22 protein-coding genes, 1 tRNA gene and 1 pseudogene are annotated in these 24,355 nt (G+C 63.5%); 7 read left to right on the plus strand and 17 right to left on the minus strand.

Translation table 11 applies throughout. The annotated features are described in order from the left end of the window. Positions 1 to 21: 21 nt before the first annotated feature. The 12 genes and pseudogenes from FFS37_RS03350 to FFS37_RS03405 all read right to left on the minus strand — a co-directional run bounded on the left by FFS37_RS03350 (position 22) and on the right by FFS37_RS03405 (position 10,674). Positions 22 to 702 carry a hypothetical protein gene (locus tag FFS37_RS03350; RefSeq protein WP_137929503.1) on the minus strand — a complete coding sequence of 227 codons (681 nt, stop codon included), beginning with the start codon at positions 700 to 702 and terminating at the stop codon, positions 22 to 24. 575 nt (positions 703 to 1,277) lie between these two features. Next, positions 1,278 to 1,553 carry a toxin-antitoxin system HicB family antitoxin gene (locus FFS37_RS03355; protein WP_232375554.1) on the minus strand — a complete coding sequence of 92 codons (276 nt, stop codon included), beginning with the start codon at positions 1,551 to 1,553 and terminating at the stop codon, positions 1,278 to 1,280. Next, positions 1,526 to 1,675: pseudogene (locus FFS37_RS03360) on the minus strand (hypothetical protein); the annotation flags it as partial. The gene FFS37_RS03355 and the pseudogene FFS37_RS03360, both read right to left, overlap by 28 nt. A gap of 209 nt (positions 1,676 to 1,884) precedes the next feature. Continuing rightward, positions 1,885 to 1,958 (minus strand) — tRNA-Gly (locus FFS37_RS03365). Positions 1,959 to 2,033: 75 nt separating this feature from the next. Continuing rightward, the gene (locus tag FFS37_RS03370) at positions 2,034 to 3,941 is read right to left on the minus strand and encodes an acyltransferase family protein (RefSeq protein ID WP_137929506.1); all 1,908 of its coding nucleotides are present in this window, start codon (positions 3,939 to 3,941) and stop codon (positions 2,034 to 2,036) included. Between the two features lie 211 nt (positions 3,942 to 4,152). Beyond that, a complete protein-coding gene (locus FFS37_RS03375) occupies positions 4,153 to 5,643 on the minus strand; it encodes a hypothetical protein (protein WP_137929507.1) in 1,491 nt (496 codons plus the stop codon). Next, entirely contained in the window at positions 5,640 to 6,065 is a 426-nt protein-coding gene (locus tag FFS37_RS03380; RefSeq protein ID WP_137929508.1) for a GtrA family protein, read from the minus strand. Before FFS37_RS03380 ends, FFS37_RS03375 begins: the two co-directional genes overlap by 4 nt. 32 nt (positions 6,066 to 6,097) lie before the next feature. Then, complete coding sequence (locus tag FFS37_RS03385; RefSeq protein ID WP_137929509.1) at positions 6,098 to 7,126, minus strand: glycosyltransferase family 2 protein; 1,029 nt, start codon at positions 7,124 to 7,126, stop codon at positions 6,098 to 6,100. 89 nt (positions 7,127 to 7,215) lie between these two features. Next, complete coding sequence (locus FFS37_RS03390; RefSeq protein WP_137929510.1) at positions 7,216 to 8,649, minus strand: sensor histidine kinase; 1,434 nt, start codon at positions 8,647 to 8,649, stop codon at positions 7,216 to 7,218. Beyond that, entirely contained in the window at positions 8,646 to 9,320 is a 675-nt protein-coding gene (locus tag FFS37_RS03395) for a response regulator transcription factor (protein WP_137929511.1), read from the minus strand. Before FFS37_RS03395 ends, FFS37_RS03390 begins: the two co-directional genes overlap by 4 nt. Before the next feature lie 49 nt (positions 9,321 to 9,369). Next, positions 9,370 to 9,750 carry a hypothetical protein gene (locus FFS37_RS03400; RefSeq protein WP_137929512.1) on the minus strand — a complete coding sequence of 127 codons (381 nt, stop codon included), beginning with the start codon at positions 9,748 to 9,750 and terminating at the stop codon, positions 9,370 to 9,372. A gap of 306 nt (positions 9,751 to 10,056) precedes the next feature. Beyond that, positions 10,057 to 10,674, minus strand: a complete 618-nt coding sequence (locus tag FFS37_RS03405) for an outer membrane protein (protein WP_137929513.1) — start codon at positions 10,672 to 10,674, stop codon at positions 10,057 to 10,059. A gap of 472 nt (positions 10,675 to 11,146) precedes the next feature. Here FFS37_RS03405 and FFS37_RS03410 point away from each other — a divergent pair, with 472 nt between their 5' ends. From FFS37_RS03410 to FFS37_RS03420, 3 genes are all read left to right on the plus strand, one after another. Continuing rightward, entirely contained in the window at positions 11,147 to 12,085 is a 939-nt protein-coding gene (locus FFS37_RS03410; RefSeq protein WP_137929514.1) for a hypothetical protein, read from the plus strand. Positions 12,086 to 12,168: 83 nt separating this feature from the next. Then, positions 12,169 to 12,918 carry a galactosyltransferase Lgt5 gene (locus FFS37_RS03415; protein ID WP_137929515.1) on the plus strand — a complete coding sequence of 250 codons (750 nt, stop codon included), beginning with the start codon at positions 12,169 to 12,171 and terminating at the stop codon, positions 12,916 to 12,918. A 69-nt stretch (positions 12,919 to 12,987) separates the two neighbouring features. Then, on the plus strand, positions 12,988 to 13,251 hold the full coding sequence (locus FFS37_RS03420) for a DUF6460 domain-containing protein (RefSeq protein ID WP_137929516.1): 264 nt from the start codon (positions 12,988 to 12,990) through the stop codon (positions 13,249 to 13,251). A 43-nt stretch (positions 13,252 to 13,294) separates the two neighbouring features. Here the strand turns inward: FFS37_RS03420 and FFS37_RS03425 are convergent, their stop codons facing one another. Continuing rightward, positions 13,295 to 14,197, minus strand: a complete 903-nt coding sequence (locus tag FFS37_RS03425; protein WP_137929517.1) for a histone deacetylase family protein — start codon at positions 14,195 to 14,197, stop codon at positions 13,295 to 13,297. A 132-nt stretch (positions 14,198 to 14,329) separates the two neighbouring features. Here FFS37_RS03425 and FFS37_RS03430 point away from each other — a divergent pair, with 132 nt between their 5' ends. Continuing rightward, the gene (locus tag FFS37_RS03430) at positions 14,330 to 15,670 is read left to right on the plus strand and encodes an MATE family efflux transporter (RefSeq protein WP_171026149.1); all 1,341 of its coding nucleotides are present in this window, start codon (positions 14,330 to 14,332) and stop codon (positions 15,668 to 15,670) included. On the opposite strand, the gene FFS37_RS03435 is transcribed toward FFS37_RS03430, so the two are convergent. Next, entirely contained in the window at positions 15,663 to 16,739 is a 1,077-nt protein-coding gene (locus FFS37_RS03435; protein ID WP_137929518.1) for a quinone-dependent dihydroorotate dehydrogenase, read from the minus strand. The genes FFS37_RS03430 and FFS37_RS03435 overlap by 8 nt on opposite strands. Next, the gene (locus FFS37_RS03440) at positions 16,736 to 17,086 is read right to left on the minus strand and encodes a DUF952 domain-containing protein (protein WP_137929519.1); all 351 of its coding nucleotides are present in this window, start codon (positions 17,084 to 17,086) and stop codon (positions 16,736 to 16,738) included. Before FFS37_RS03440 ends, FFS37_RS03435 begins: the two co-directional genes overlap by 4 nt. Before the next feature lie 107 nt (positions 17,087 to 17,193). On the opposite strand from FFS37_RS03440, the gene FFS37_RS03445 reads away from it, so the two are divergent. Both FFS37_RS03445 and FFS37_RS03450 read left to right on the plus strand, forming a co-directional pair. Further along, positions 17,194 to 17,628: a hypothetical protein gene (locus FFS37_RS03445; protein WP_137929520.1), complete on the plus strand. Its 435-nt coding sequence runs from the start codon at positions 17,194 to 17,196 to the stop codon at positions 17,626 to 17,628. 124 nt (positions 17,629 to 17,752) lie between these two features. Further along, positions 17,753 to 18,412: a response regulator transcription factor gene (locus FFS37_RS03450; RefSeq protein WP_137929521.1), complete on the plus strand. Its 660-nt coding sequence runs from the start codon at positions 17,753 to 17,755 to the stop codon at positions 18,410 to 18,412. 24 nt (positions 18,413 to 18,436) lie between these two features. Here the strand turns inward: FFS37_RS03450 and FFS37_RS03455 are convergent, their stop codons facing one another. Further along, a complete protein-coding gene (locus FFS37_RS03455; protein WP_137929522.1) occupies positions 18,437 to 19,729 on the minus strand; it encodes an MDR family MFS transporter in 1,293 nt (430 codons plus the stop codon). A gap of 226 nt (positions 19,730 to 19,955) precedes the next feature. Here FFS37_RS03455 and FFS37_RS03460 point away from each other — a divergent pair, with 226 nt between their 5' ends. Continuing rightward, positions 19,956 to 20,591, plus strand: coding sequence for a TetR family transcriptional regulator (locus tag FFS37_RS03460; protein ID WP_137929717.1), 636 nt, complete (start codon positions 19,956 to 19,958; stop codon positions 20,589 to 20,591). A gap of 33 nt (positions 20,592 to 20,624) precedes the next feature. On the opposite strand, the gene FFS37_RS03465 is transcribed toward FFS37_RS03460, so the two are convergent. After that, on the minus strand, positions 20,625 to 24,134 hold the full coding sequence (locus FFS37_RS03465; protein WP_137929523.1) for a PAS domain-containing hybrid sensor histidine kinase/response regulator: 3,510 nt from the start codon (positions 24,132 to 24,134) through the stop codon (positions 20,625 to 20,627). Positions 24,135 to 24,355: the final 221 nt, after the last annotated feature.

Consider the following 24,355-nt stretch of genomic DNA (forward strand, 5'->3'; position numbering starts at 1 on the left):
TCGGCGCGCCCGCCTCGGCGATCAGAACGAGTGCTTGTAGCCGATGGCGATGTTGATCTTGTCGCCGGCCAGGTCGTTATAAGGAGACGAGCTGGTGTCGATCTTCTTCCAGGAATAACCGACGCTGGTATAGACCGCATTGTACGAATCTATGTTGTAGGTCACGCCGGTCGCCACCTTCGGCGTTTCCCAGGTGGTGTTGAAGGCATTGCGGTAACGCAGGTTGAAGACGTTCCATGTCCACTGCTGGTTCAGCTTCCAGTCGCCTGCCAGGTAAAGGGCATAGTAGGGGACTTCCGCATTGGCATTGCCGTCCTTGATGATGCCCGTGTCATGCCATGTGTAGCCCAGCCCCAGGCTCGGGGTGAGGGTGAAGCTGTCGGTGAGCTTGATCTTGTAGCCGAGGGTCGCTTCCCCATAATACTGGGATTTCCCGCCGGTCTTGAGAGTGGGCTGGAGCGACACGCCGCCGACGAAGTTGTTGTCGAAACTGTGCGAGACGCTGAATTTGAAGTAGGTGTCGGCAAGCGAACGGGCGGTGTTGCTGCCATTGTTGATCGCGTAGAATTCGGGGCTGCCCTCGATGGCTATTGTCCAGGTCGGGGGCGCCGGGGGTGGCGCCTCGACAAGATCGGCCGCGAAGACGGGTGTCGCTGTGGCCAGGCAAATGCCAAGCGACGCGATTATTCTGTGTGGAAACATAGTTTTCCCTCAAGCTGAGATGTGTGACGAAACCCAGCTAGGCGCGCCACATTACAGGTATGTGACAATGTTCCATCGGTCCCGGCTGAAGCTGCGCAGGGCGCGTGCCGGCTGGTGAGCAGCGCTTCGACCGGCCTGGCTGTCGGGCAGCTATTCGGCCGCCAAGCGCCTCTCCCGCCACGATTTGGAGGCGAAATTCAGGCTTGATACCGGTTCTGCCGGCACTTTGCGGCCCGCGGACGAACAGCGGCGTATCCCGATGGCCTGGTGATCAAATTCCCGTCACAACGGCGTGATCGCGACCCAGCCGCCGAAATTCAGGGCGCTGGAGCGGGTTGCGGGAATCGAACCCGCGCGTTCAGCTTGGGAAAGCCGGACGTGATCCAAGTGTTTCAATCGTTTGGCTGTACGGGGCTATAGTCAGTCGGGAATTCCCTAATGAAATCAATAGTTATGTAAAATCCCTGGGCGCGCTATTCTCGCGCCCACCTCTGTTCTTCACCTACCTGAGGTAGAATGGCACGACCGGCCAGCTACGCTGCCATACCAACGAGCGCCAGAGTCACTGCCTCATTCTATTTTGCGAGCTCGTCGCCTTTGACCGGTGGCTTGCCCTTACCGGCACGCTTGAGGATGTCGAACGCCTTGGGAAGGTCCGCGCGCGACGCGCGTTCCTGGAAATAGCTCTCCACCCTGAGCGCCGACAGTTTCTCGGCAACGGCCACGTTGATGAATTGATTGAGCGCCACACCCTCGTCTTCCGCTACCTTGCGCGCTTCATCGAGAAGCGACTGCTGAAGCCGCAGCGCGAAATTGCTCTTCCTCATTTGTCTTTCTCCGGTCTTTTCCATGCTTCTCCAGGCGACAAGAGCTCTATTCCAAAACGGATTCCCGCCTGGTCGAAGTGACGGATGTTGAACGTCACGATCGCATCGGCCTGTCCGTTGACCGCCGCTTCGAGCACCATATCGTCATCCTGATCGCGGTCGAAGAGGCGATCTCGGAAAGACGCGCCTTGCCGATGCGCGAATCATTCGTCGTTACGTCGGCCGCCGAGCCGCGATCAAAGAGAAGATCCGCAGGCTCAACGAGGCCGGATCGAGAACATAGGCTGTAAAACCACCTGTAAAACCAACCATCGCGATGGCGGGCGGCTCAGGCTCAAACCCTCGGCCGGCGTGCTGGAGCGGGTAGCGGGAATCGAACCCGCGCGTTCAGCTTGGGAAGCTGACAGGCTACCATTACATCATACCCGCGCTGCAGCCTCGTTATCATGACGGCACGGCTCCGGGCAATCGCAAAACCGGCCGCGTATTGCGGGTCATGACGGTTCACCGTGTGACGGTCGGCGCTTGTTCCCCGACCTTGGCGACGTCGCCGCCGGTGGCAAAGCTTGGCCAGTATTTCGAGATGGCGAGCGTCGCGCCAGCGGAAGAGAAATGACCATAGTCGAAATAGAGGAATTGCCTGGTGCCGGCATCGGCATAGGAACAGCCGGCGGTGTCGCACAGATAGGCCAGCGGATCGATGAAGGTCGCGCCCCTGGTGAACGGCAGCACATGTTTGTTGATGTCGGGGTCCATGGCCATCGGCCAGGATGTGTTGGCGACATGCTCCTGCCTGGCGAAGAAGGCGATCTTCTGGACGTCGGCGATGAATTCGGGCGATTGGCCGATGACATAGACCTTGACTCCCATGTCGCGCAGCCGGTCTATCGTCTTCTGCAGCCCGTCAAAGCCCCTGGCCTGATAGTCGGTCCACCGGCCGCTGAGGATCACCGCCTGGATGTTGGCATCGCGGATGATCTGCAGTGCCCGCTCGTTGAAGCGCGTGCAGGCCGGCCGGGCATAGGAGAAATAGGAAAGGTTGGGCGGGCAGCCGGCATAGGTGTACTGGACGATGTTGGCCTGGATTTTCTGCGCATTGGCCTCCAGCCCCGACACATAATGGGCGGCGAAGGAATCGCCCCACAGCAGCACATTCGTGGGAAAGCCGTGCGTGCGGGTGCAATCGGCGAGGTTCCATCTTTCGATCGAGGTTTCGCCCTCGTTGAAGCAGACGCCGTTGCGCCAGTCTCCCACCAGGATCCGCTCCCGCGAGAAATCGGGGAACCTCTGCGGAAAGCCGTTGCCCAGCGTGCCGGCCAGCCCCCCGGCGCACAGCAGGACGATCGCCGTCGCCGAAAAGGCAAAAATGGGCAGCGGCGCGGTGAAGGCGTGCTTCTGGCGGAAAGGCTGCTCGACGTATTTCCACGAGAAGGCCGCCAGGGCGAAGCTCGCCACAGTCATGGCGGCGATCGTCGGAACCGAGACGGCTTGCAACGAGAGATAGTGGACGAACGAATTGATCGGCCAGTGAACGAGATAGAGCGAGTAGGAGATGAGACCGATCCAGACCAGCGGGGCCAGCCGAAGCACCTGCGTGGCCATCGGCGCCGGCCGGTCCTTGTGCTCCTGTCCCGCATAGATGAGCAGCGCCGTTCCGACGCAGGGGAAGAGGGCATTGTAGCCCGGGAACGGATCGCTCTCCGAGATCGTCAGCAAGCCGAACGCAATCAGGCCAAAGCCGGCGACGCCGATCAGTTCGGCCGCCAGCCGGCTGGCCGGCGCCGGCGGCTTCTTCAGCATCAGCATGGCGCCCAGCGCCAACTCCCAGATGCGTGTCGGCAGGAGGTAGAAGCCGGCGGTCGGCGCCAGCGACGTTGCCATGATCGCCAGCGCGAAGCTGGCTATTGCGATCGGCAGCAAGATCGTCAGCCAGCGCTTCGAGGCATAGCGGTAGATCAGGTACACCAGGATCGGGGCGAAGATGTAATACTGCTCCTCGACCGAAAGCGACCATGTGTGCAGCAGCGGGCGCAGTTCGGCATCGATCGAGAAATAGTTCGTGGTCTTCCAGAAGTAGATGTTCGACCAGAAGGTCGAGGCCGCGATCACGCTGAGGCTGAATTCGTGCAGGTCCGACGGCAGCAGGATGAACCAGGCCGCGATGCACGACAGTACGATGACGAAAGTCAGCGCCGGCAGGATGCGCCGCGCGCGGCGCCAGTAGAAACGGGCGATGAACTGGCCGCGCTCGAGATCGTCGAGCAGGCTGCCGCTGATCAGATAGCCCGATATGACGAAGAAGATATCGACACCGGTGAAGCCGCCGGGAATGGCCGATACGCCGAAATGGAAGAGCACGACGGGCAGCACCGCAACGGCGCGCAGCCCGTCTATGTCGCGCCTGTAGTTCATTTGGCCGGTCCGTGCGCCGCGGCCTTCGGTCGTCGTGTGGCTGAGCCTGGCATGCTCGTCATACGGCGGTCCTTCGTCCTGCGACAAGATCGTGGCACGGGTCCTGCGGACTGTGCCTTGCAGCATAGTTTTGCTGCACTGCAATATCCGTGTCAAGGCGGATGCCAGGTCTTTGAACGCTGGTGACGTCGGGTCGGGAAGCCCGGCCGGCTCAGGCGCCGGGCAGGTAGATCACGGCATAGTCGTCCGCATAGGCCCGCTTCCAGCCCAGCTCCGTAAAAAAGGGAATGCGGGTGTCGTCGGCCGTGAGCAGCGCCCAGCCGATGGCGTATTTCTTCAACTGGGCTTCCAGCAACGGTTTGCCGTCGCTGTGCCCAGTCGCCTCGTCGGCTTTCGTGAAACCGTTCAGGAACAGCTGGTCCGTCCTGCCGTCGATATAGGTCTTGATGCCATGGAAGATCAGCGTGCCGCCGAAATTGTAGGAATTCATGACGTTGCCGGACAGGTGATGGTCGCGTGCGAAGGCAAGGGCGCCGTTGGCCGAAGTCTTGGGGCTCGGCGCGACCTGGTAAGTGCTGCCCAGGATGGAGACCGCGCCGATGACCAGCACAGCCACCGCACCGCAGAGCGTGTAGAACCGGCCGGCAAGAAATCTTTCAAGCCCGTCGCGCCTTTCCGCCAGCCAGGCGCTCGCCGAAAGGGCCGGGTATTGCCGGCCGACTTCGACCGCGACCACCAGCGGAACCAACAGGAAGAACAGGTAGATGAATCGCAGATGCGACAGGTAGACATGCAAGGTGAAGATGACGAACAGCGCCTTGGCCCAGCCGATCCTCAGCCTTGAGGTCAGCAATCCGAAGAGCGCGAGCAGCATCACGGCCTCCTGGAGAAGCTCTTCCTGGGCATTGAACGGCCGCCATTCCAGGATCAGCGGCACCGCCTCGTTGCCATAGGCGACGGTCAGCGTGGCCAGGATGGCCTTCACGCCATAGGGGTTAAGGAGACTGACCAGCGGGCACAGCAGGCCGAATACCACCCACTTCGCCAGAAGCGCGGGCTTGGACAGGCCGACACGCGCCAGGAGATCGAGGCCGGCGAAGGCAGCGATGATGAAGCTGAGCGTGAAGGTGGCGTGCAGGTTCGCCCACAGCACCACCAGCGCGAGCAGCCAGAGCGACGGGGCTTTCTCGTCCTGCGCGGCGCGAAACAGCATTGCCGTCCACACCACGATGATCGGCAGAGTGAAGATATGCGGGCGGGTCGTATAGATCGGGCTGATCAGGAAGGCGGCCGCGAATGCCAGGGCGACCGCCAGTATCGGTTTCAGCTCTGCGCTGAGGAACCATCCCAGCAGGAAGACCGCGAGGCAGATCGTGCCGATGATCAGTGCGGCGACGCCGTTCCAGCCGCCGGCGCTGAAGGCAAGGGCCAGCAGAACCTGTCCCAGCCATTCCTTGGCGATCCAGGGCTGGCCGGCGAAAGTATAGGAATAGGTGTCGGCGGTCGGGAACGTCCCGTTTGCCAGGACATCCAGCCCGACCTTCACGTGCCACCAAGTGTCGGGGTCCTGCAGGGTGGCGCCGGCAAAAGCGGTCAGCACCGTCGCCATCACACAGGCGCCGATCAGGCAGAATATCAGTCTGACGCGTTGTGTGTCGGCGAGCGGCGAGAAGGCTGGAGCGATTGCGTCCGCGTTGTTCATGCCGTCTCCGATGACTTTTCCGCGCCGACGAAGACGAAATGGGCCGAGCCGAGATAGAAGAGGACCGAGTAGACGCAGTTTCCTGCCAGGTGAACGAACGGATTTTCGATCAGGCCCGCCGACATGGCCGTCATCACCACCGCCAGGTTCGCGGCATAGGCAACCGCGAAGGTGATCGCATAGCGCATGGCCGTGCCGGGACGAAAGCCGCCGGCGCGGCCGAAGGTCCATTGACGGTTGAGGAAGAAGCCGAGGGCGAGGCCGCAGGCATAGCCTGTCATGTTGGCGCCGATGTCGCCAAGGCCAAGCCGCAGGCCGGCCAGGATGATCGAATAGCCCAGCGCCGTGTTGAGCAGCCCGACGGCGCCAAACCGCAGCATCCGCGAAAAGTCGGACGGAAGAAGCGATCGGACACTGTTCATGGCATTTGCGCTGCGCACGGCCGGACCTTGCCTCAACCGCGCGCCGCCCGCTTCACCATCTCCTGGAGGCGGTGGACAGGCAACTCCTGGTCCTCGGCGGCAACCTGGCTTCGGGATACGATCTCGTTGACGAAATAGAGCGGTCGCCGCTTCGTCTCCATATACATGCGGCCGAGATACTCGCCGAAAATGCCGAGCACCAGGAGCTGGACGCTGCCCAGGATCAGCATGATCGCGGCAAGGCTGGTCCAGCCGGGCAGCACATTGCCGACGGACCATTCGAACAGCGTATAGCCAAGCACCACCAGCCCGAGCAGGCCGAACATCATCCCCAGCAGCGAGGCAAAGCGCAGCGGCATGATGGAGAAGCTGGTCATGGCGTCCACCGCCAGGAGGACCATCTTCTTCAGCGGGTAATGGGTGGTGCCGGCAAAACGCCGGTGCCGCTCGTAGGGGAAGGCAACCTGTTTCAGTCCGATCCAGCTCACCATGCCGCGGATGAAACGGTAGCGTTCGGGCATGGCGTTGAGATGGTCGAGCGCCCGGCGGCTCATCAGCCGGAAGTCTCCGGTGTTCGGCGCGATCTCGACATCGACCATGCGCCTCAGCAGCCGGTAGAACATCGAGGCGGAAGTGAGCTTGAACCAGCTTTCGCCATCGCGCGTCACCCGCTGCCCGTAGACCACGTCGAAGCCTTCATTCATCTTCGCCATCATCGGGCCAAGCAGTTCGGGCGGGTCCTGGAGATCGGCATCGAGAATGAGGATGCGCTGGCCACGGCAGAATTCCAGCCCTGCGGTCAAGGCTATCTGGTGGCCATAGTTGCGGGCGAGGTCCACGGCGACGACGTGATCGTCCTTTTCGGCCAGATCGAAAATGGCCTCGCGGGTGCCGTCGGTCGCCCCGTCGATCACCAGCACGATCTCGTAGGAAGAACCTTGTTCCAGGCATGCGGCGCTGACGCGGCGATGAAGCTCGGCCACTCCGTCGCGCTCATTGTAGCACGGCACGACGACAGACAGCATGACCGCGCGGCGCGCGCCGATTTTTTCCGGTTCCATCAACAGCCTGGCTCCCGCTCAGGCAATGGCAATAGCGGCAATTGGTTAGAAAACAGATAAGCCGGCGGCCGTTGGGCGGCCCGGCACGGCTATGAACGGATCGGCAGTTCCATGCGGATGCGGGCGCCGCGCCATGAGCCGGCCAGGATCCGGATCGTGCCGTCATGCAGGAGCGCGATCTGCCGGGCAAGATTGAGCCCCAGTCCCGCCCCGCGCGACAGCGGCTGCAGGCGATAGAAGGGCTGAAAGACGTTCTCATGTTCTTCCGCGGGAATGCCCGGGCCTTCGTCGCGCACCTCGATGCCGCCGGTCGCGTCGATCGCGATGGTGATCGTGCCGCTGCCGCCGCCGTGCTCGATCGCGTTGCGCACGAGGTTTGCCAAGGCCCTCTCGATCTGCAGCACGTTGACCTCGACATGTGCCTTCTGGCGCGACGGCTCGAAGGCAAGATCGTAGCCGGCCTCGATGGCGAGCGGCGCGAAGTCCGCTGCGACCCGGCTGACGAGATCGTCGAGATCGATGCTCTGGCGCTGGTCTGCCGGACGGTCGAGAAGCTGACGGTCGAGCAATTGCTGCGCAAGGTGCGACAGGCGCTCGATGTCGTGCAACAGGCGCGCGCTCTGCGGCTCCGGCTTCAGGAGCTCGGCGCGCGTGCGCAGGATGGCGATCGGCGTGCGCAGTTCGTGCGCGGCATCGGTCAGGAAGCGGTTGTGCCGGTCGTAGCCTTGCGCGAGGCGGGCCAGCGCCTCGTTGAAGGCATTGACCAGCGGCGCGATCTCCTGCGGCACCTGCTTGACCGGCAATTGCATGGCGCGGGTGCCGATGTCGATGCGAGCCGCCTGGCGCACGGTGTCGACAAGGCCGGCAAGCGAGCGGCGCACGACGGCTGGTGTCGTCACCAGCGTGGTTGCGCCCATGACCAGGATGATGGGCAGGAGCAGGATCGCGATGACCAGGGCGAGCGCCGGCAAGGCGCGCTCCCAGTTCTTGCTGCCGTCCGGATTCCGCGCGACCTCGACGGTGGCCGAAATGTTGATCTCGAGCCCGTCCGTTTCCTGGCGCGACGACTGTGTCGCCGCGATGATCTGTACCGTGCCGGCCTTGGTGGAGGCCTTTTCGATATAGGCCTCCGGCCGCATGTCCTTGTCGGAGAAGCCGATGGTGGCATGGTCCGCCTCGCCGAGCAGGTCGCCGAAGCTCCTGGTGTAGACATCCGGTATGGTGCCTGACCGGACGCTCTGGCCGCCGCTGTCCCGCACGATGTACCAGACATTGGGGAAGCTCTCGCGGAATTCGGCAAGCTCCTGCGTCTCACGGACGATCAGCCTGCCGTCCTTGTCGCGGTCGACGGCATCCTTGATCGTCGCGGCCGCCGCCTCATTGTCGATCAGCAGCCTTGGGTTGGCGATCCACAGCGCCGCCGCGCACAGCACGATGAAGATGAACAGCGTTGCCGCCTGCAGCAGGATCAGCCGCCGCACCAGCACCCATTGCAGCGAGCGGGTGCGCACCTTCTTCGTCACGAGGCGGCTCGCAGCAGGTAGCCAAGGTTGCGGATCGCCCGGATCTCGATGCCGGCGGCGACATCGTCGAGCTTGCGGCGCAATCGCGAGATGTGCGCATCGAGCGCATTGGAACCTATCTCGTCGTCCAGCGCGTAGACGGCCTCTTCTAACGTGCTGCGCATGATGGTCCGGCCAGGGCGGCGGATGAGGGTTTCAAGCACCAGGCGTTCGCGCCGCGGCAGGTCCAGCGCCTGATCTTCGATCAGGGCCTCGCGATAACGGAAATCATAGGTGAGACGGCCGACCATCGTCTGGTTGGCGCGTGAGGTGAAGGAGCGCCGGTGCAGGGCATGCAGCCGGGCCACCAGTTCAACGGTGGCGAAGGGCTTGACCATGTAGTCGTCGGCGCCGGCATCGAGCCCAGCGACCCGGTCGTCCAGCCCGCTCATGGCGGTAAGCGCGATGACGGGCACATCGAGATGCAGGGCACGCAGGCGCGGGATCAGGCTGAGGCCGTCGCCGTCCGGCAGCCGGCGGTCCAGCACAACCGCGTCGTGATGGCCCAGGCGGGCCACCGCCTCGGCGTCGGCCAGTGTCGCCGCATGGTCGACAATGATGTCCAGGCGCTCCAGCGCGGCCTTCAGCACCGAGGCCATTTCCGGTTCGTCTTCGATCAGCAGGACGCGCATCGGCGCTCTCTTTCAGGGGCGGCGGGAAGTGGCTTCCGGCCGCGGCAATTCATTCGCATTCGAGCTTCGGCTTGCGGAAATTCGTGATGTACCAGCGGCCGCCGGAAATGCGGGCATAGAATGTATAGAAACACTCCTGCCGTTCGACATAGCCCGGGGTCTCGGTCTCTTCATAGACGGTTCCGTTTTTTGTGTGGCGGACCTCGCCGCTGGAGGTTCCAGCAACGGCGTTGGTGGACACCTTGCGCCATTGATAGGCGCGTTCGCCCTGGCCGAGATCGACGATCGCCGTTGGCGGACCGTAATCCAGAACCACCGATTCAACCGGCTGCCCAATATAGTTCTTCATGATGTCGGACGCACAGCCCGCCAGAACGGCCGCGGCCGCGATGAGGACCATACTGCCGGTCAGAAGGCCGGCTTTCTTCATGAACATAGGTGATTCCCGTGATCAATATTCACGTGCGGGACCTAGATGGCGAAGATTACATCGACATTGCGACCAGGCCCGGGAAGGCTTTCTTCAGGAAAGATGCCGGCAACCGGCATGGAAACGGCAAGATCGCGCGATGCTGTTGCGACATCGCGCGATCGAGGTCAGCCATTCGCCGTGTCTAGATCAGGATGACGTTTCGTCGAATCGCCACCCTGATCCAACTTCTTGTTGGAGCATGATCTCCGGACAAACGGAGACGTTTGTCCAAGAAAACCGGTTCCCACTTTTCGGGATCATGCTCTAGAACCGGTAGTTGATGCCGGCTTTCAGCTCATGGCTTCCGATCGTCTCCTTGGACTTGCCAAGGGCCGATGTCGTTTCCACACCAGGGGTGCGGATATAGTCATATTCGACCTTGGCCGAGAGGCCGCCGGCAAAACCCTGTTCGATGCCGGCGCCGACCAGATAACCGGCCTTCCATCCGTCGGTGCTGGTGACATTGTCGCCCTTGGCGAATTTGGTCAGGGCGACGCCGCCGGTCCCAAACAGCAAGGTCTGGTCGAAGCTGATACCGGCCTTGGCCTTGGCCGCACCCCGCCATTTTTCCTTGATCTTGCCGCCCAGCACATCGTGCTCGGCGCCGCCCAGATAGGAGCCTTCGATCTCGGCGCCCAGCACAGCCGGGCCCATCTGCTGGTTATAACCGGCCTGGACGCCGCCTGACAGGCCGTTGCGGCCGGCAAATGGATTTGGCATCCCGGTAAAGGCCGTGCCGCCGTGGACGCCGACATAGGCGCCGCTCCACTGGAAGGCGGGCGGGTCGTTGTAGGCGGGGGCGAGGTCGGCGGCCATCGCCGGTCCGATGAGGCTAAAGGCGAGCGCGCTCGCCAAAAGGACAATCTTTGCTTGAGAGGACACGAGCATTACTCCAACACGAACGCGCATCCGGCAAATCGGTACGCAGGTTAATTCCCTGGGAAACCGGCCGTTGGGGCGGCCGGGCTCCGGTTGGTGTCTTCCAGGGACGGTTGCGCGGTTCTGGAACCGGCTTTCGCCGGTGCGGTGGGGGCCAGGGGCGTCCGCATGGCCAGTCACCTGAAAGACGCAGCCTGTGTCGCAGGCGAAAATTGCACGCACATTGCGCAAAATTCGAAAGTTACGATTTTTTGCTTTATTTTCAATAAATTATCGGGGCTGCGTTTACGCAATGTTAAGAGTCGGCTCCAGCGGGGATGACGATAACTTGTTCGAGATGTGAGCCCGCGCCGATTGCCCGGTCGTTCTCCGTTGACCTAAAAAGCCGTAGGCTCAGCCCTGGCCTGCAACGAGAAAGCGGTTTGGACTCTCGACGGTGCCGGGGCGGACCGGTCAAGGCAATGAGGCCCTTGCTTTGCGGATCATCTATTTCCATTCGGACACGCATCCGTATGAGAAAGCGATCTACCCCGGCGTGGGTCCGGCCTTCGCCAGGCCATTGTCGTGGCAAGCGCGGCCGATCAGCCGGATAGATGAAGGCGATTGCGACTGCGCGGTGGTCGACAATCGTCTCGAACCTGGTGATGTAGAGATGCTCAAAAGGCATCTGGTGGTTGCCGCCAGCAGTCGCCCGCCGCTCTTCTTCCGGATCAGTGACCCGGACATGCCGCAGGCCGCCAATCCCTGTGTCCGGTTCATTTTCGAGTGCGCCGACCATCCCGGCGTCCACTACGCGACGACCTATGATCCCGAAGGCCCGTTCCTGACATTCGTGAGGACACTCAAGGCCTCACGTGTCGTCCACTTACCCTATCCCTACGATTCCTCGCGTGAGGTGGAGATTCCGCTGGCCGTCCGGCGGCGCAAGGTCCTCCTGTCGGGCAGCAATTCGAAAACCCTGTATCCGCTGCGTCACGCCTTGCGACGCAAGCGTTCGCGGTTTCCGTGGCTGCGGCCGCTCATCTTCGAGCTGAAACATCCGGGCTATCCCGAAGAAGGAAAACCGCCGCGCCATGACATCACTCATGCGCGCTTCGTCGACTTCGCGGCACGCTTCACCCACTTTTTCCTTTGCGGCACGCGTTACAATGTCGAGCTCATGAAGTATGTCGAATGCGCCTATGCCGGATGCGTACCTGTAGGCGTTCCTGCCACCTCGCTGAATGCAGCCGTGGGGCATTTTTTCCTTCCATACGCAGCACGCGCTTTCGACCTTCTCAGGGATGTCAGCCAGCCAATCAAGGCGCTTGAGGAGCGGGCGACGGGCTATAGAGCCGCGATGCGCGAGTTGAGGTCTCCCCCCAGGATTATCGGGGATTTCTGCGCCGAGGTTAGGAGCATGGAGCGCCGGTGAGCGGGAGGGATGCCGAAAGCCCTCGGTCATCGCCCGACAGTGCCATCGAGCCTGTCGTCAATGCCGTTTGGATCGGCGCATCGTTGGGCGATCTCCATGCCGCCTGCCTTCGTTCCTTTGTGATGGCAGGCCATCGGATGCGCCTTCATTGCTATGACGTCCCGAGCAATGTCCCGGCCGGTGTCGAAACGTTTGACGCATCGAGACTGATGTCGCGCGACCAGATCGTCTACTACAAGTCGAATGGCAGCCCGTCGCTGTTTTCAAATCTCTACCGCTTGAAAATCCTGGAAGCCGGGTTGGGCCTGTATGTCGATTGCGATGTTTTCTGCCTCAGACCCATACCCAGGCGGGACTATATCTTCGGCTACCAGGCAAGTGATCAGCTCAATGGCGCGGTGCTGAAATTGCCGGCTGGCAGCCAGACTCTGCTCGAGATGCTGAAGTTCGCCGAAGACCCCTATTACATCGCGCCTTGGCTCCGCCGCTCGAAGCTGGCGCGCTACAAGGTCCGCAGGTTCATCGGCTTGCCGATCCACATTTCCAACTACGGTTGGGGCAAGCTGGGTCCGGAGGCGCTCACCTTTTTCGCTCGCCAGGCTGGCACCACCCATCATGCCGCGCCGATCGATGTCTTCTATCCGATTCACTATCAACAGGTGGCGATGTTGCTCGATCCGGAGCTTTCGCTTTCGCACATAGGCACACCGCGCACCCTGTGCATCCATCTGTTCGATCAAACGCTCCGCCAGCAGATGGCCGGCCATGCCATTGCGCCGGGTTCCCCGCTGGGTCAGATGCTTCGGAGTTGCGGGCCATCACGGCCGGCTTGATGGATGGCCGCCAAGCACGTATCTCTGAACCGTGTCCGCGAGTCTGGACATCTCAATCGGGAGACGGCCTTGTCCGCATTGACGCGCTTTCTCGGCGACTCGCCGCTCAGGGTTATCCTGAAGCTGCTGGTGGTGTCGTTCCTCGTCGGCCTTGTCATGAATGCCTTCGGCTGGTCGCCGATGGACGTGTTCTACGGCATTCAGAAGTTCTTCATGGACCTCTGGAACCTGGGTTTCCACGCCATTGACCGCTTCCTCGGCTACATCCTGCTCGGGGCCGCGATCGTCGTGCCGGCCTTCATCCTGCTCAGGATCGCCAACTACCGGAAGTAGGGTCACGATCGCGAAAAATGGCAACCGGCTTCCGGGCGCGATTTCAGGCGTAAGCCGATGCGGCCTCGAAGAGGATGGCGTGGCGCGCCGCAAGCGCCGGCACGTCGGTGGAATAGCCGCCGCCGATGACGCCGCAGACCGGAATGCCAAGCTTGCGAAAATGGCCGATGACCATTTCATCGCGGCAGCGCAGGCCGTTGTCGGAAAGCGCCAGCCTGCCAAGCCTGTCCTCGGCGTGAACGTCAACGCCGGCATTGTAGAAAACGATGTCCCAATCCGCCCGGGCCGACAGCTCCGGCAGGATGGCGGCGAGCCGTTCGACATAGGCGTCGTCCGCGGTGCCGTCCGGGAGGGCGACGTCGAGATCCGAGGCGATCTTGCGCACGGGGTAGTTGCGGTCGCCATGCATGGAAAAGGTGAAGACGCGTGGATCGCCTGCGAGGATGTCGGCAGTGCCGTCGCCCTGATGCACGTCGAGATCGACGACCAGGATGTTTTGCGCCGCGCCTTCGGCAAGCAGGGTCAGTGAAGCGACGGCGACATCGTTGAACGTGCAGAAGCCGGCGCCTTGCGCGCGCCGCGCATGGTGACTGCCGCCGGCGGTGTTGCAGGCAATGCCGTGGCGCAGCGCAAGCCGGGCCGCCAGCACTGTGCCGCCTGTCGCGAGCCGGGCGCGCAGCGAGACCCGCGGACCGACCGGAAAGCCGATCTCCTTCTCGATCTTTTCGGGCACGGCGCAGTTGATGACCTGATCGACATAGTCCGCCGCATGGGCAAGTTTCAGCCATGAGGGCGGTGCCGGTTCAGCAACGTTGAGCGCCTCCGGCCCCGCCAGCCCACGGGCGCGCAGAGCTTCCATCAACAGCGGATACTTGCTCATCGGGAAGCGATGATTGGCGGCGAAGCCGGCGTCATAGTCGCGATGATGGACGATCTGCAGGGACATGAGCGGAATGGGGTGGGCTCGCGCCAGACTGGGGATTTCGGTTGGCCGTGATGGCATGGTGATTGCGCGGTGGCTGGAAAATGGGGCACATCGGCGCATCGATCAAGCAGCAATCAGCAAGGCAGCAATCCCTTGGACAAGGGCGCAACCCCAGCCGAAGCCAGATCCTTTGTCGTCACCAACCGTTCGGTGCTCGCCATAGCGGTGCCGATGACGCTGGCCTATCTGACGACGCCGCTGCTCGGCATCGTCGACACCGCCGTTGTCGGACAGTTCGGCGATGCCGCGCTGTTGGGAGGCCTGGCGGCTGGCGCGCTGGTCTTCGACGTCGTCTTCACCACCTTCAATTTCCTGCGCTCCGGCACCACTGGCCTCGTCGCCCAGGCTTTCGGTCGTGGTGACGCGCTCGAGGAGCAGGCGGTGCTGTGGCGCGCCGTGCTGATCGCGGTGGTGGCGGGCGTGGTTCTTGCCGGCCTCGCGCCGCTCTTCGCAGTGGCCGGCCAATGGTTCATGGGCGCCGAACCGCGCGTCAGTGCGGCGATGTCGGTCTATATCCGCATCCGGCTGCTGGCCGCGCCCTTCTCGCTGATCAACTACGCCATACTTGGCTATGTGCTGGGGCGCGGCGAAGGCGGGCTGGGCCTGATGCTGCAGGCGGTGCTCAACGGCATCAACATCGCGCTTTGCTTCCTGCTCGGCCTCGAACTCGGCTGGGGCGTTGCCGGCGTCGCTTGGGCAACCGTCACCGGCGAATTCCTGGCCATGCTGCTCGGGCTGGCCATCATCCTTCGACGCTTCAGCAGGCTGGAGCGGCCGTCGCGCCGTCGCATCCTCGACTTGCCGGCCTACCGGCGCATGCTGTCACTCAACCGCGACATCATGATCCGCTCCTTCTCGCTGCTTGCCGCTTTCGCGCTGTTCACTCGCCAGGGCGCCCAATTCGGCACGGTGACGCTCGCCGCCAATGCGGTGCTGATGAATTTCTTCCTGATCGCGGGCTATTTCCTCGATGGCTTCGCCACGGCCGCGGAGCAGCTCGCCGGCCGGGCCATCGGCGCACATGCCGAAACGCCTTTCCGGCGCGCCGTGCGCCTGACCCTGGTCTGGGGTTTTGGCCTTGCCGGTGCCGCCACGCTCATCCTGCTCACCGCCGGCGCCGGTCTGGTGGGATTGGTGACAACGTCAGCGGATGTCCGCGCGGTCGCCGACACCTATCTGCCCTGGGCCGCCTTCACCGCACTGAGCGGCGTGCTGGCCTTCCAGATGGACGGCGTCTTCATCGGCGCGACCTGGTCGCGCGACATGCGCAACATGATGCTGTTGTCGTTTCTGGTCTTCAGCGCCGCGCTCATCACGCTGGCGCCGGCCTTCGGCAACAATGGCCTGTGGGCGTCGCTGCACGTCTTCCTGCTGGTGCGGGGATTGAGCCTGTTGGCGGTATTGCGCCGCAGGGTGCGAACCGCGTTCAGCTGAGGGGCTTCGACGCCCACTGGCCAAGACGCGTGTCACGCAACGCGCGTATCGATGCCAGCTTCTCTGTTTCGGCAAAGCGCGCCATGCCGGCAACGATGCGGCCCGGCAGCGCCGGGCCGGCATAGATCATGCCGGTGTAGAGCTGGACGAGATCGGCGCCCGCGCGGATTTTCTCCAGCGCCGCATCGGCGCTATCGACTCCGCCGACGCCGATGATGGCCATGTCCGGGCCGAGCAGCTTGCGCATCCGGGCCAGCACGATTGTCGAGCGTTCGAACAATGGCTTTCCCGAAAGCCCGCCGGTTTCACCTGACGCGCCGCTGCGCAGTGCCGGGCGTGAAATCGTGGTGTTGGAGACGATGACGCCGTCGACCTGCTTTTCGGCGACTTCGGCGGCGATGTCTTCCAGTTCCGCCTCGACCAGGTCCGGCGCGATCTTCAGAAACACGGGAGGTCTCGCCGATGCCGCGGCGCGCGCGGCCATCACCCGCGACAGCAATTCGCCGAGCTGCTCGCGCGCCTGCATGTTGCGCAGGCCCGGTGTGTTGGGCGAGGAAATGTTGACAGTGAGATAGCTGGCATAGGATGCGAAGCGGGCGACACCGAGTTCGTAGTCGCCGATGCGGTCGGCACTGTCCTTGTTGGCGCCGATGTTGACGCCGACGATGCCGGCACGTCCCTTGCGGATGGCGAGCCTCTTTTCAGCGGCGGCATGGCCTTCATTGTTGAAGCCCAGCCGGTTGATGACCGCTTCGTCCGCCGTCAGCCGGAAAATGCGCGGTTTGGGATTGCCGCTCTGCGGCAGCGGCGTGACGGTGCCGACCTCGGCGAAGCCGAAGCCCAGCCCAAGCAGCGCGTCGGGCACTTCCGCGTTTTTATCGTAGCCGGCCGCCATACCCAGCGGATTGGGAAAATCGAGACCACACAGACGCACGCCAAGCCTGGCGTCGCGCATCGTGCGCATGCCGGCGGGCAGGCCACAGCGCAGCGCCGCGATCGAGAGGCCATGCGCGGTTTCCGGATCGAATGTGAACAGCAGCTTTTGGCCGATCCGGTCGAGAACGCTCATTCAGCCTCCAGCACGGGGAACTGGTGCGCGCCGTCGGCACCGAGCGGCAGGGGCTTGACCCACAGCACGTTTTTCAGCTCGAGGACGCCATAAAGGTGCGGAAACAGCGCACCGCCCCGAGAAACCTCGTATTTCAACGCATCGCCGAGCCTGGCGCCGTCGATGGCGATGAGCAGAAGCCCGCTCTGGCCCGCGAAATGCTTGGCGGCGGTCTCCCTGGCCTGGGCGGCGGTGGAGAAATGAATGAAGCCGTCGGCGATGTCGATCGGCGCTCCGGTGAAGCTGCCCTTTGCCTCGGCCTCGCGCCAAAGCGTTTCCGGCGCTATCTTGTAGATAATCTGTGACATGGTTGCGCTATAGTCCGAACCAGCGGCGCGGGGAAGGCCATGCCGGCCCTCTTCCCCATTTCCGGCGCAAACATGCGATATCTCAGGCTTTGGCCATGGAGGACAACATGCGTCTGCAACACATCTTGATCCCCGCCGCGCTCGCCTCGCTCGTCGCGGCCTCGGCATATTCGGAAGAAACCGACCGCTACCGGCTTGAGAAGTCGGACAATGGCTATGTGCGCATGGATACACAAACCGGCGCGATGTCGATCTGCCAGGAGCACTCCGGCCAGCTTGTCTGCAAGATGGCGGCTGACGAGCGCGCCGCTTACCAGGACGAGATCGATCGCCTGCAGACCTCGATGAAGGCGATGGACGAGCGCGTCACCAAGCTGGAGAATTCGCTCTCCGCGCGCCTCGAATCGAAGCTGCCGAGCGAGGAGGATTTCAATCAGACGATGAACTACATGGAACGCTTCGTGCGCGGTTTCATGGGCATCATGAAGGATATGGACAAGGACAAGGGCGACGGAGCCCAGCTCAATTCGCAGAAGACCTGAGCACCATAGCGGGGAAAATGCGGCGCGCTGGCATTGCTGCTTGAAAACAGCGCGCGGCCCCTCATAATCGTCCAACTGGTCCCGGAAAAAGCCTATAAATCAGCGGGGATTCGGGGAGGGACATTTGCCGTCAGGCTATTCTTTCGTCATCGCCGACGATCATCCGCTGTTTCGCGGCGCGCTGCGCGAGGCGCTTGCCGGCATCGGCAATGTCGCAGCCATCCACGAGGCCGGGGACTTCGAGAGCGCAAAGGCTCTGGTCGTTGCCAACGAGGATGTCGACCTCGTGCTGCTCGACCTGTCGATGCCGGGCGCCAGCGGCCTCTCCGGATTGATCTCGCTGCGCGGCATCCATCCGGCGGTACCGATGGTGGTGGTGTCCGCGCATGACGATGCCTCGACCATCCGGCGCGCGCTGGACCTCGGCGCTTCCGGCTTCATCTCCAAATCGGCCAGCATGGAAGATATCCGCGCCGCGGTGCTGTCGGTGCTGGCCGGTGATATCGCGGCCCCCGCCGGCGTCGATCTCGGCGTCGAGCGCGACCCCGAAATATCGGACGTGATCAAGCGGTTGCAGGCGCTGACGCCGCAGCAGACCCGCGTGCTCGGCATGCTGGCCGAAGGCCTGCTCAACAAGCAGATCGCCTATGAGCTCGGCGTCTCCGAGGCGACGGTCAAGGCGCACGTCTCGGCCATCCTGCAGAAGCTCGGCGTCGACAGCCGGACCCAGGCGGTGATCCAGCTGTCCAAGATCGGCGGCGACCCGCTGCAGCCCGTGGGCTGAGCGGGCGCCTGGCCAGCGACCGTATCAGCGATAGTTCTCCAGCATCGACCCGTTCTGGGGCATCGAGGTGTCGGCCGCCGCCTGGTCATCCGGCTCGACGTTGTCTCGCCGGTGACGAGCCCTCCCGATCGCCGCGCCAAGGCCGAGCGACGCGATCGCCACCAGCGGAATGCCGGCGAGCCAGGGCAGGCGGGGGGCCAGAGCATAGAGCGCGGTGCCGATCGAAGGTCCAAGCGAATCTTTGAGATCGACCGCCACCGATGACGCCGCCATGTAGGAGGCGCGACGCGACCTAGGCGCCAGCGCGTTGACCGCGGTCGGCACCAATGGCCCGACCAGCATCTGCGCCACCGCGCAAAGACTGACGGCGGCGACCAGCGAGAGCATTGCCGGTGACGCCGCGAGCAGCGCGAAAGCGCCGATCGTCGAGAGGCCGGCGCCGACGGTCAGCCAGAGCGCGGAGCGCGTCTCGGCGAAGCGGCTGACCAGCATCTGCAGGCCGACCGTCAAAGCGCCGGCATAGGCGAACAATGCGCCTATGCCGGATGGGGTCAGCGTGCCGGCATCCTGCGCATAAAGCGGAATGACGGCTTCGATCCAGTTGCCGGAGATCTCGAACAGCACGACCCAGGCAAGCAGCTTTGCCAGGCGGCCGTCACGAAAGGCAGGCAGCAACGCCGACAGGCCGTCGTCCTCCTCGTCGGGATCGCTGGCGGCGTCGCCACGGCCGAGCGTTTCGGCGAGAGCCGCCAGCATGACGACGCCGCCGAGAACAAGCACGCCACCGGCAGCGAGGAACACGGTGCTGAGCGACATCAGAGCCAGCAGCGCGCCGCAGGTCGGTCCGAGGATCTGCCCCACGCTCGAACTCACCCGCGCCATGCTGAACCAGCGCGGATGTGCGGATGGTTCGGTTACATCGGCGATCGCGGTCAGGATCGTCGGATGGAGCACCGATTCGCACATGCCGGTAGCCAGAAGCACGATCGCCGTGGTCACGACACCATGGACGAAGAACAGTGCGATGAAGCCGCAGCCGACGCCCAGTGACGAGAGGATCAGCACCGGTCTGCGCCCGACCCGATCGGCGATGCCGCCGATGAGCGGTGCGGCGACAAGCTCGCCGCCGGCATAGCAGGCGAACAGCAGCCCGATCGCGCCGATGGGGATGCCGGCCTCGCTGCTCGCCCAGAGCGGAAAGAAGGGCACCAGCGCGCCGTCGGCGAAGCCGGCGCAGAAGAACAGGAAAAGGCCAAGCAGAGCGGGGCGCGGCAGCCCGTGCCCGGAGGGCGGAATTGTCGATGGAATTGCAGTCATGATGTCACCTGCGCGTCAGAGGCCCGAAGGCCAGGGATTGCGCGTTGGTTGACGTTAACGCCTACGGCCGCCGGAGGGCGGCATACTGGTCAGTTTGCCGGGCGTTCAGCCGAGCCGCATCAACAGCGCATGGCTCGTCTCCGGCCGGAAGTGAATGCGCTGTTGTGTTGCTCCGGAAAATACGAATAATCCTTCAGGTTTTCTATTCGCATTCCCGGGCGTCTTTATGACTCAGCGCGCAAGTCCTTCAATTTCCACCAGAAAACAACCCAAACAGGCCCGTGCGACAGAGCTTGTCACGGCTATCCTTCAGGCGGCAGCTCAGGTTTTGGCGAGCGAGGGCGCACAGCGTTTCACCACCACGCGGGTGGCCGAGAGGGCGGGCGTCAGCGTCGGCTCGCTCTACCAGTACTTCCCCAACAAAGCAGCGTTGCTCTTTCGCCTGCAAAGCGATGAGTGGCGGCAGACCACCGAACTTCTGTGCGGCATCCTCGAGGATATAGGCAAGCCGCCGCTCCAACGGATACGCACCCTGGTGCACGCCTTCATCCGTTCGGAATGCGAGGAAGCGGCGGTGCGTGGGGCTTTGAACGACGCGGCTCCCCTATACCGTGACGCCCCGGAGGCCAGGGAATCACGGGCCAGGGCCAATCGCACGGTCCAATTGTTCATGCGCGAGGCTCTGCCCGACGTTGCCGATTCCGTCTGCCTCCGGGTCAGCGACCTGATCCGCACGACGCTGAGCTCGGTGGGAGCGGATTTTTCGGAAAGCCCGAGGACAGGTGCGGAAATCGAAGCCTATTGCGACGCGCTTGCCGACATGTTCTGCGCCTATCTCAAAAGCCTGGGGCACAGGGGTTAACGAAGCAGGAGCGGGAGCGGCTTGGCCCGCTCGTCACTCGGCCGCCGGCGCCAGTGGCCTGACCCTTGCCATCATGGAGCGCAGCATGGCCGGTTTCAGCGGCTTGTTGATCACCGGCACGTCAAGGAGACTTGCCGCGGCACGCACCTCGCTCGAACGGTCGGCGGTCACCAGAACGCAGGGCAGGTCCTGCCCGTAAGCCGCGCGCAGCTTGCCGATCACGTCGAGCCCGGTGCCGCCGTCGAGATGGTAGTCGGCGATCACGAGATCGGGCCGGCGCCCGCCGGACGACACCGGGTCCCGTGATCCCGCTTCCGTTTCCACGACGCAGCCCCAGCCTTCGAGCAACAGCCGCATGCCGTCCAGGATGCGGGCGTCGTTGTCGATGCACAGAACATGCAGGCCGGACAGCGAAGCCGCCGAACGGGCAGGGGCCTTGGCTTCGATCTCCCGCCGGGGCTCCTGAACCGTCGCCACCGGCAGGATGACGGAAAACCGCGTACCCTTTCCCGGATCGGAGAAGATGCGGATCTCCAGCCGCAGCACCCGCGCGATCCGGTCGACGATGGAAAGGCCGAGACCGAGGCCTTCGGCCTCGCGCGCACCTTCGTCGAGCCGGGTGAATTCGTGGAAGACGGTGTTCAGCTTGTCGCCGGCGATGCCGATACCGGTGTCGATCACCTGGATTTCCGCGAGTTCGCCACGCCGCCGCACACCGACCAGGATGCGGCCTTGGCGGGTGTACTTGATGGCGTTGGAGACCAGGTTCTGGATCAGGCGCCGCAAGAGATTGCGGTCTGTCATGACGACAAGCGATGACGGCATGATCGTCAGGCCGAGTTTCTTCTCCGCCGCCAGCGGCCGGAAGTCATTGCCGATCTGGCGCAGCAACTCGTCGAGGCGGAAGGCCGTGTCGTCGGGTTTCATGGCGCCGGCATCGAGGCGGGATATATCGAGCACGGCGCCTAGAATGGTCTCGACCGATTCCAGCGAAGATTCGATGTTGATGGCAGCCTTGCCGGCGGGTCCCTTGCCGGCCTTCTCGATCAGCGACGAGCAGTAGAGGCGGGCGGCGTTCAGGGGCTGCAGGATGTCGTGGCCGGCGGCGGCGAGGAAGCGCGTCTTGCCGAGGTTGGCCTCCTCGGCCAGCATCTGCGCCTGCGCCAGTTCCTCGTTGACCCGGGTCAATTCCTCATTGACCCGGGTCAGCTCGATGGTGCGCGTCTTGACGCGCTGCTCCAGCGATTCATTGGCGCGCTTCAACGCCAGGTCCTGCTCGACGCGCCCGGAAATGTCGGCATAGGTGGCGACGATGCCGCCGTCCGGCATTGGATTGGAGCGCAGTTCCAGGATGCGGCCGCTGGTCTTCAACTCCATCTGCCAGGGGCTGACAAAGCTGGTCAGCCGGTTGAGCATCGCCACGCGCTGGTCGGCGGGTATGTCGCCGCGCTCGGCCAGGTGCCGCAGGATACGGTCGAGCGAGACGCCGACCTGACCCATCTCGTCGGGCAGGTCGAACAGCGACCGGTATTGCCGGTTCCAGCAGATCAGCCGGAAATCGCGATCGAACACGGTGATGCCCTGTTCCATCTGGTCGAGCGCGATCTGCAGCAGGTCGCGATTGTGCTGCAGCGCCTCGGTGGCGTCGTCGAGCAGGCGAAAGGCGTCACGAGATTCGCGGTCGTGGCGGCGAAACAGCAGCGACAGGATAAGCCGCGCCGAGGAGGAGCCGACGGCGCTCGCCAGCAACTGTTCGGAGAAGCGGATGACGTCCATGCTCGCCGGCTCCTTGCCGTGCAGCGTGGTGGCGCTGGTCTTCTCGAACGACTGGAAGGAGCGCTCGGTGCGCTCGACGCCGAGATAGCGCCCGATCGTGTCCTTGAGGTCGTTGACGGTGATGGCGGTGCGGAAGCGGCGCAGGCTGGGCATCGGGCCGGCGTCCCTGGGCACGAAGATCGATGCCTGGATGCGCTCCAGCGGCACCGATGCGCGCGACAGCGAGCCGAGCACGAAGAACACGGCGTTGATCGACAGGCTCCACAACACGCCATGATTGAGCGGTTCGGCAACGGTGCCGAACAGCGCCTGCGGCCGCAGCGCCTCGAAGCCGAACAGGCCATGCGCGATGATCTCGGTATCCGGCGCCACAAGCGATGGAAGAAGCAGCGTGTAGCCCCACACCAGAATGCCCGCCACCATGCCGAGTGCTGCGCCCCGGCCGTTGGCGCCCCGCCAGATCAGCCCGCCGACCAGCGCCGGCGCGAATTGCGCGATGGCCGCGAACGACATCAGGCCGATCGACGACAGGCGCGCGCTGTTGGTGCTCTCTCGGTAGTAGAGGAAGGCGATGAACAGAAGGATGAAGATCGCCCCGCGCCGCACGTTGAGGATCAGCGTCGACCAGTCTTCGGTTTGCGAGGTCGAGGTCTTGAGCAGGCGGCGCACGAACAGCGGAATGACCAGGTCGTTGGAGATCATGATCGACAGCGCCACGCTTTCGACGATCACCATGGCGGTCGCCGCCGAAAGGCCGCCGATGAAGGCTGCCATCGCCAGCAGATCATGGCCGCTGAACAGCGGCAGCGAAAGCACGTAAAGGTCGCTGCTGGTGCCGGTGCCGACCAGCGACAGCCCGGCAAAGGCGATCGGCAGCACGAACAGGTTGATCGCCACGAGGTAGAGCGGAAACACCCAGGTCGCCGTGCGCAATTCGGCTTCGCCCCGGTTCTCGACGATGGTGACGTAGAACTGCCGCGGCAGCATGATGATGGCGCAGCCGCTGAGGCCGGTCAGCACCAGCCATGTGGCAAGCGAGGTGTTGTAGCCCATCGCCTGCCGGACCTGCCCATTCTGGGCAAGCTTGTCGAACATGTCGCCCGGGCCGCCGAAGATCAGGAAGGTGACCATCAGGCCGATCGCCAGGAAGGCGGCGAGCTTGACCACGGTTTCCACGGCCACCGCCAGCACCAGCCCGTCCTGATGCTCGGTGGCGTCGGCGTGGCGGGTGCCGAACAGCACGGCAAAAAGCGCCAGGAGCATCGCTACGACCAGCGATATGTCGCTGACGAACGGATCGAACGAAGGCGGCGAGCCGGTATAGTGCTCGACCATCAGGCTGACCGAACCGGAGATCGCCTTCAGCTGGAGCGCGATATAGGGCACCGCGCCGATGGTGGCGATCAGCGTGGCGATCGCGGCGACAGTAAAACTCTTGCCGTAGCGGGCGCCGAGGAAGTCGGCGATCGAGGTGATCTTCTCGCTCTTGGCCAGCCGCACGATCCGGTTGAGCAAGGGAAAGCCGAACACGAACACCAGCACCGGGCCGGTATAGATGCCGAGGAATTCCAGCCCGCGCTCGGAGGAAAGGCCGACCGAGCCGAAGAAGGTCCAGGAGGTGCAGTAGATGGCGAGGCTGAGCGCGTAGATGAAGGGCCGTGCGCGGCCGGGCCCTGAAATGGCCGAGCGGCGGTCGCCCAGGCTGGCGATGGCGAACAGCAGCGTCACATAGGCGATCGCGATGAAGACGATGAACAAGCCCTGCACGCCGGCAACATCCTCCCTGTGCCGGATTTCCAACCCGGCTTGGCCGAACGCAACCACAGCTTGGCTGGCGAGTCCATCACGGCTTTGGGCGCATGGAGGCCGTGATTTGCGAAACTTGCCGCTGGGGAAGGATAAACCGGTTGTTTTCCGCTATTTACCCATGTTGCAACCAAAGGTTTTTGTTATGGTGTGCGTGGTCGGTGCCGGAAGGTGGGAACGGC

This window comes from Mesorhizobium comanense (genome assembly GCF_005503535.1).
Classification (GTDB): Bacteria; Pseudomonadota; Alphaproteobacteria; order Rhizobiales; family Rhizobiaceae; genus Mesorhizobium; species Mesorhizobium comanense.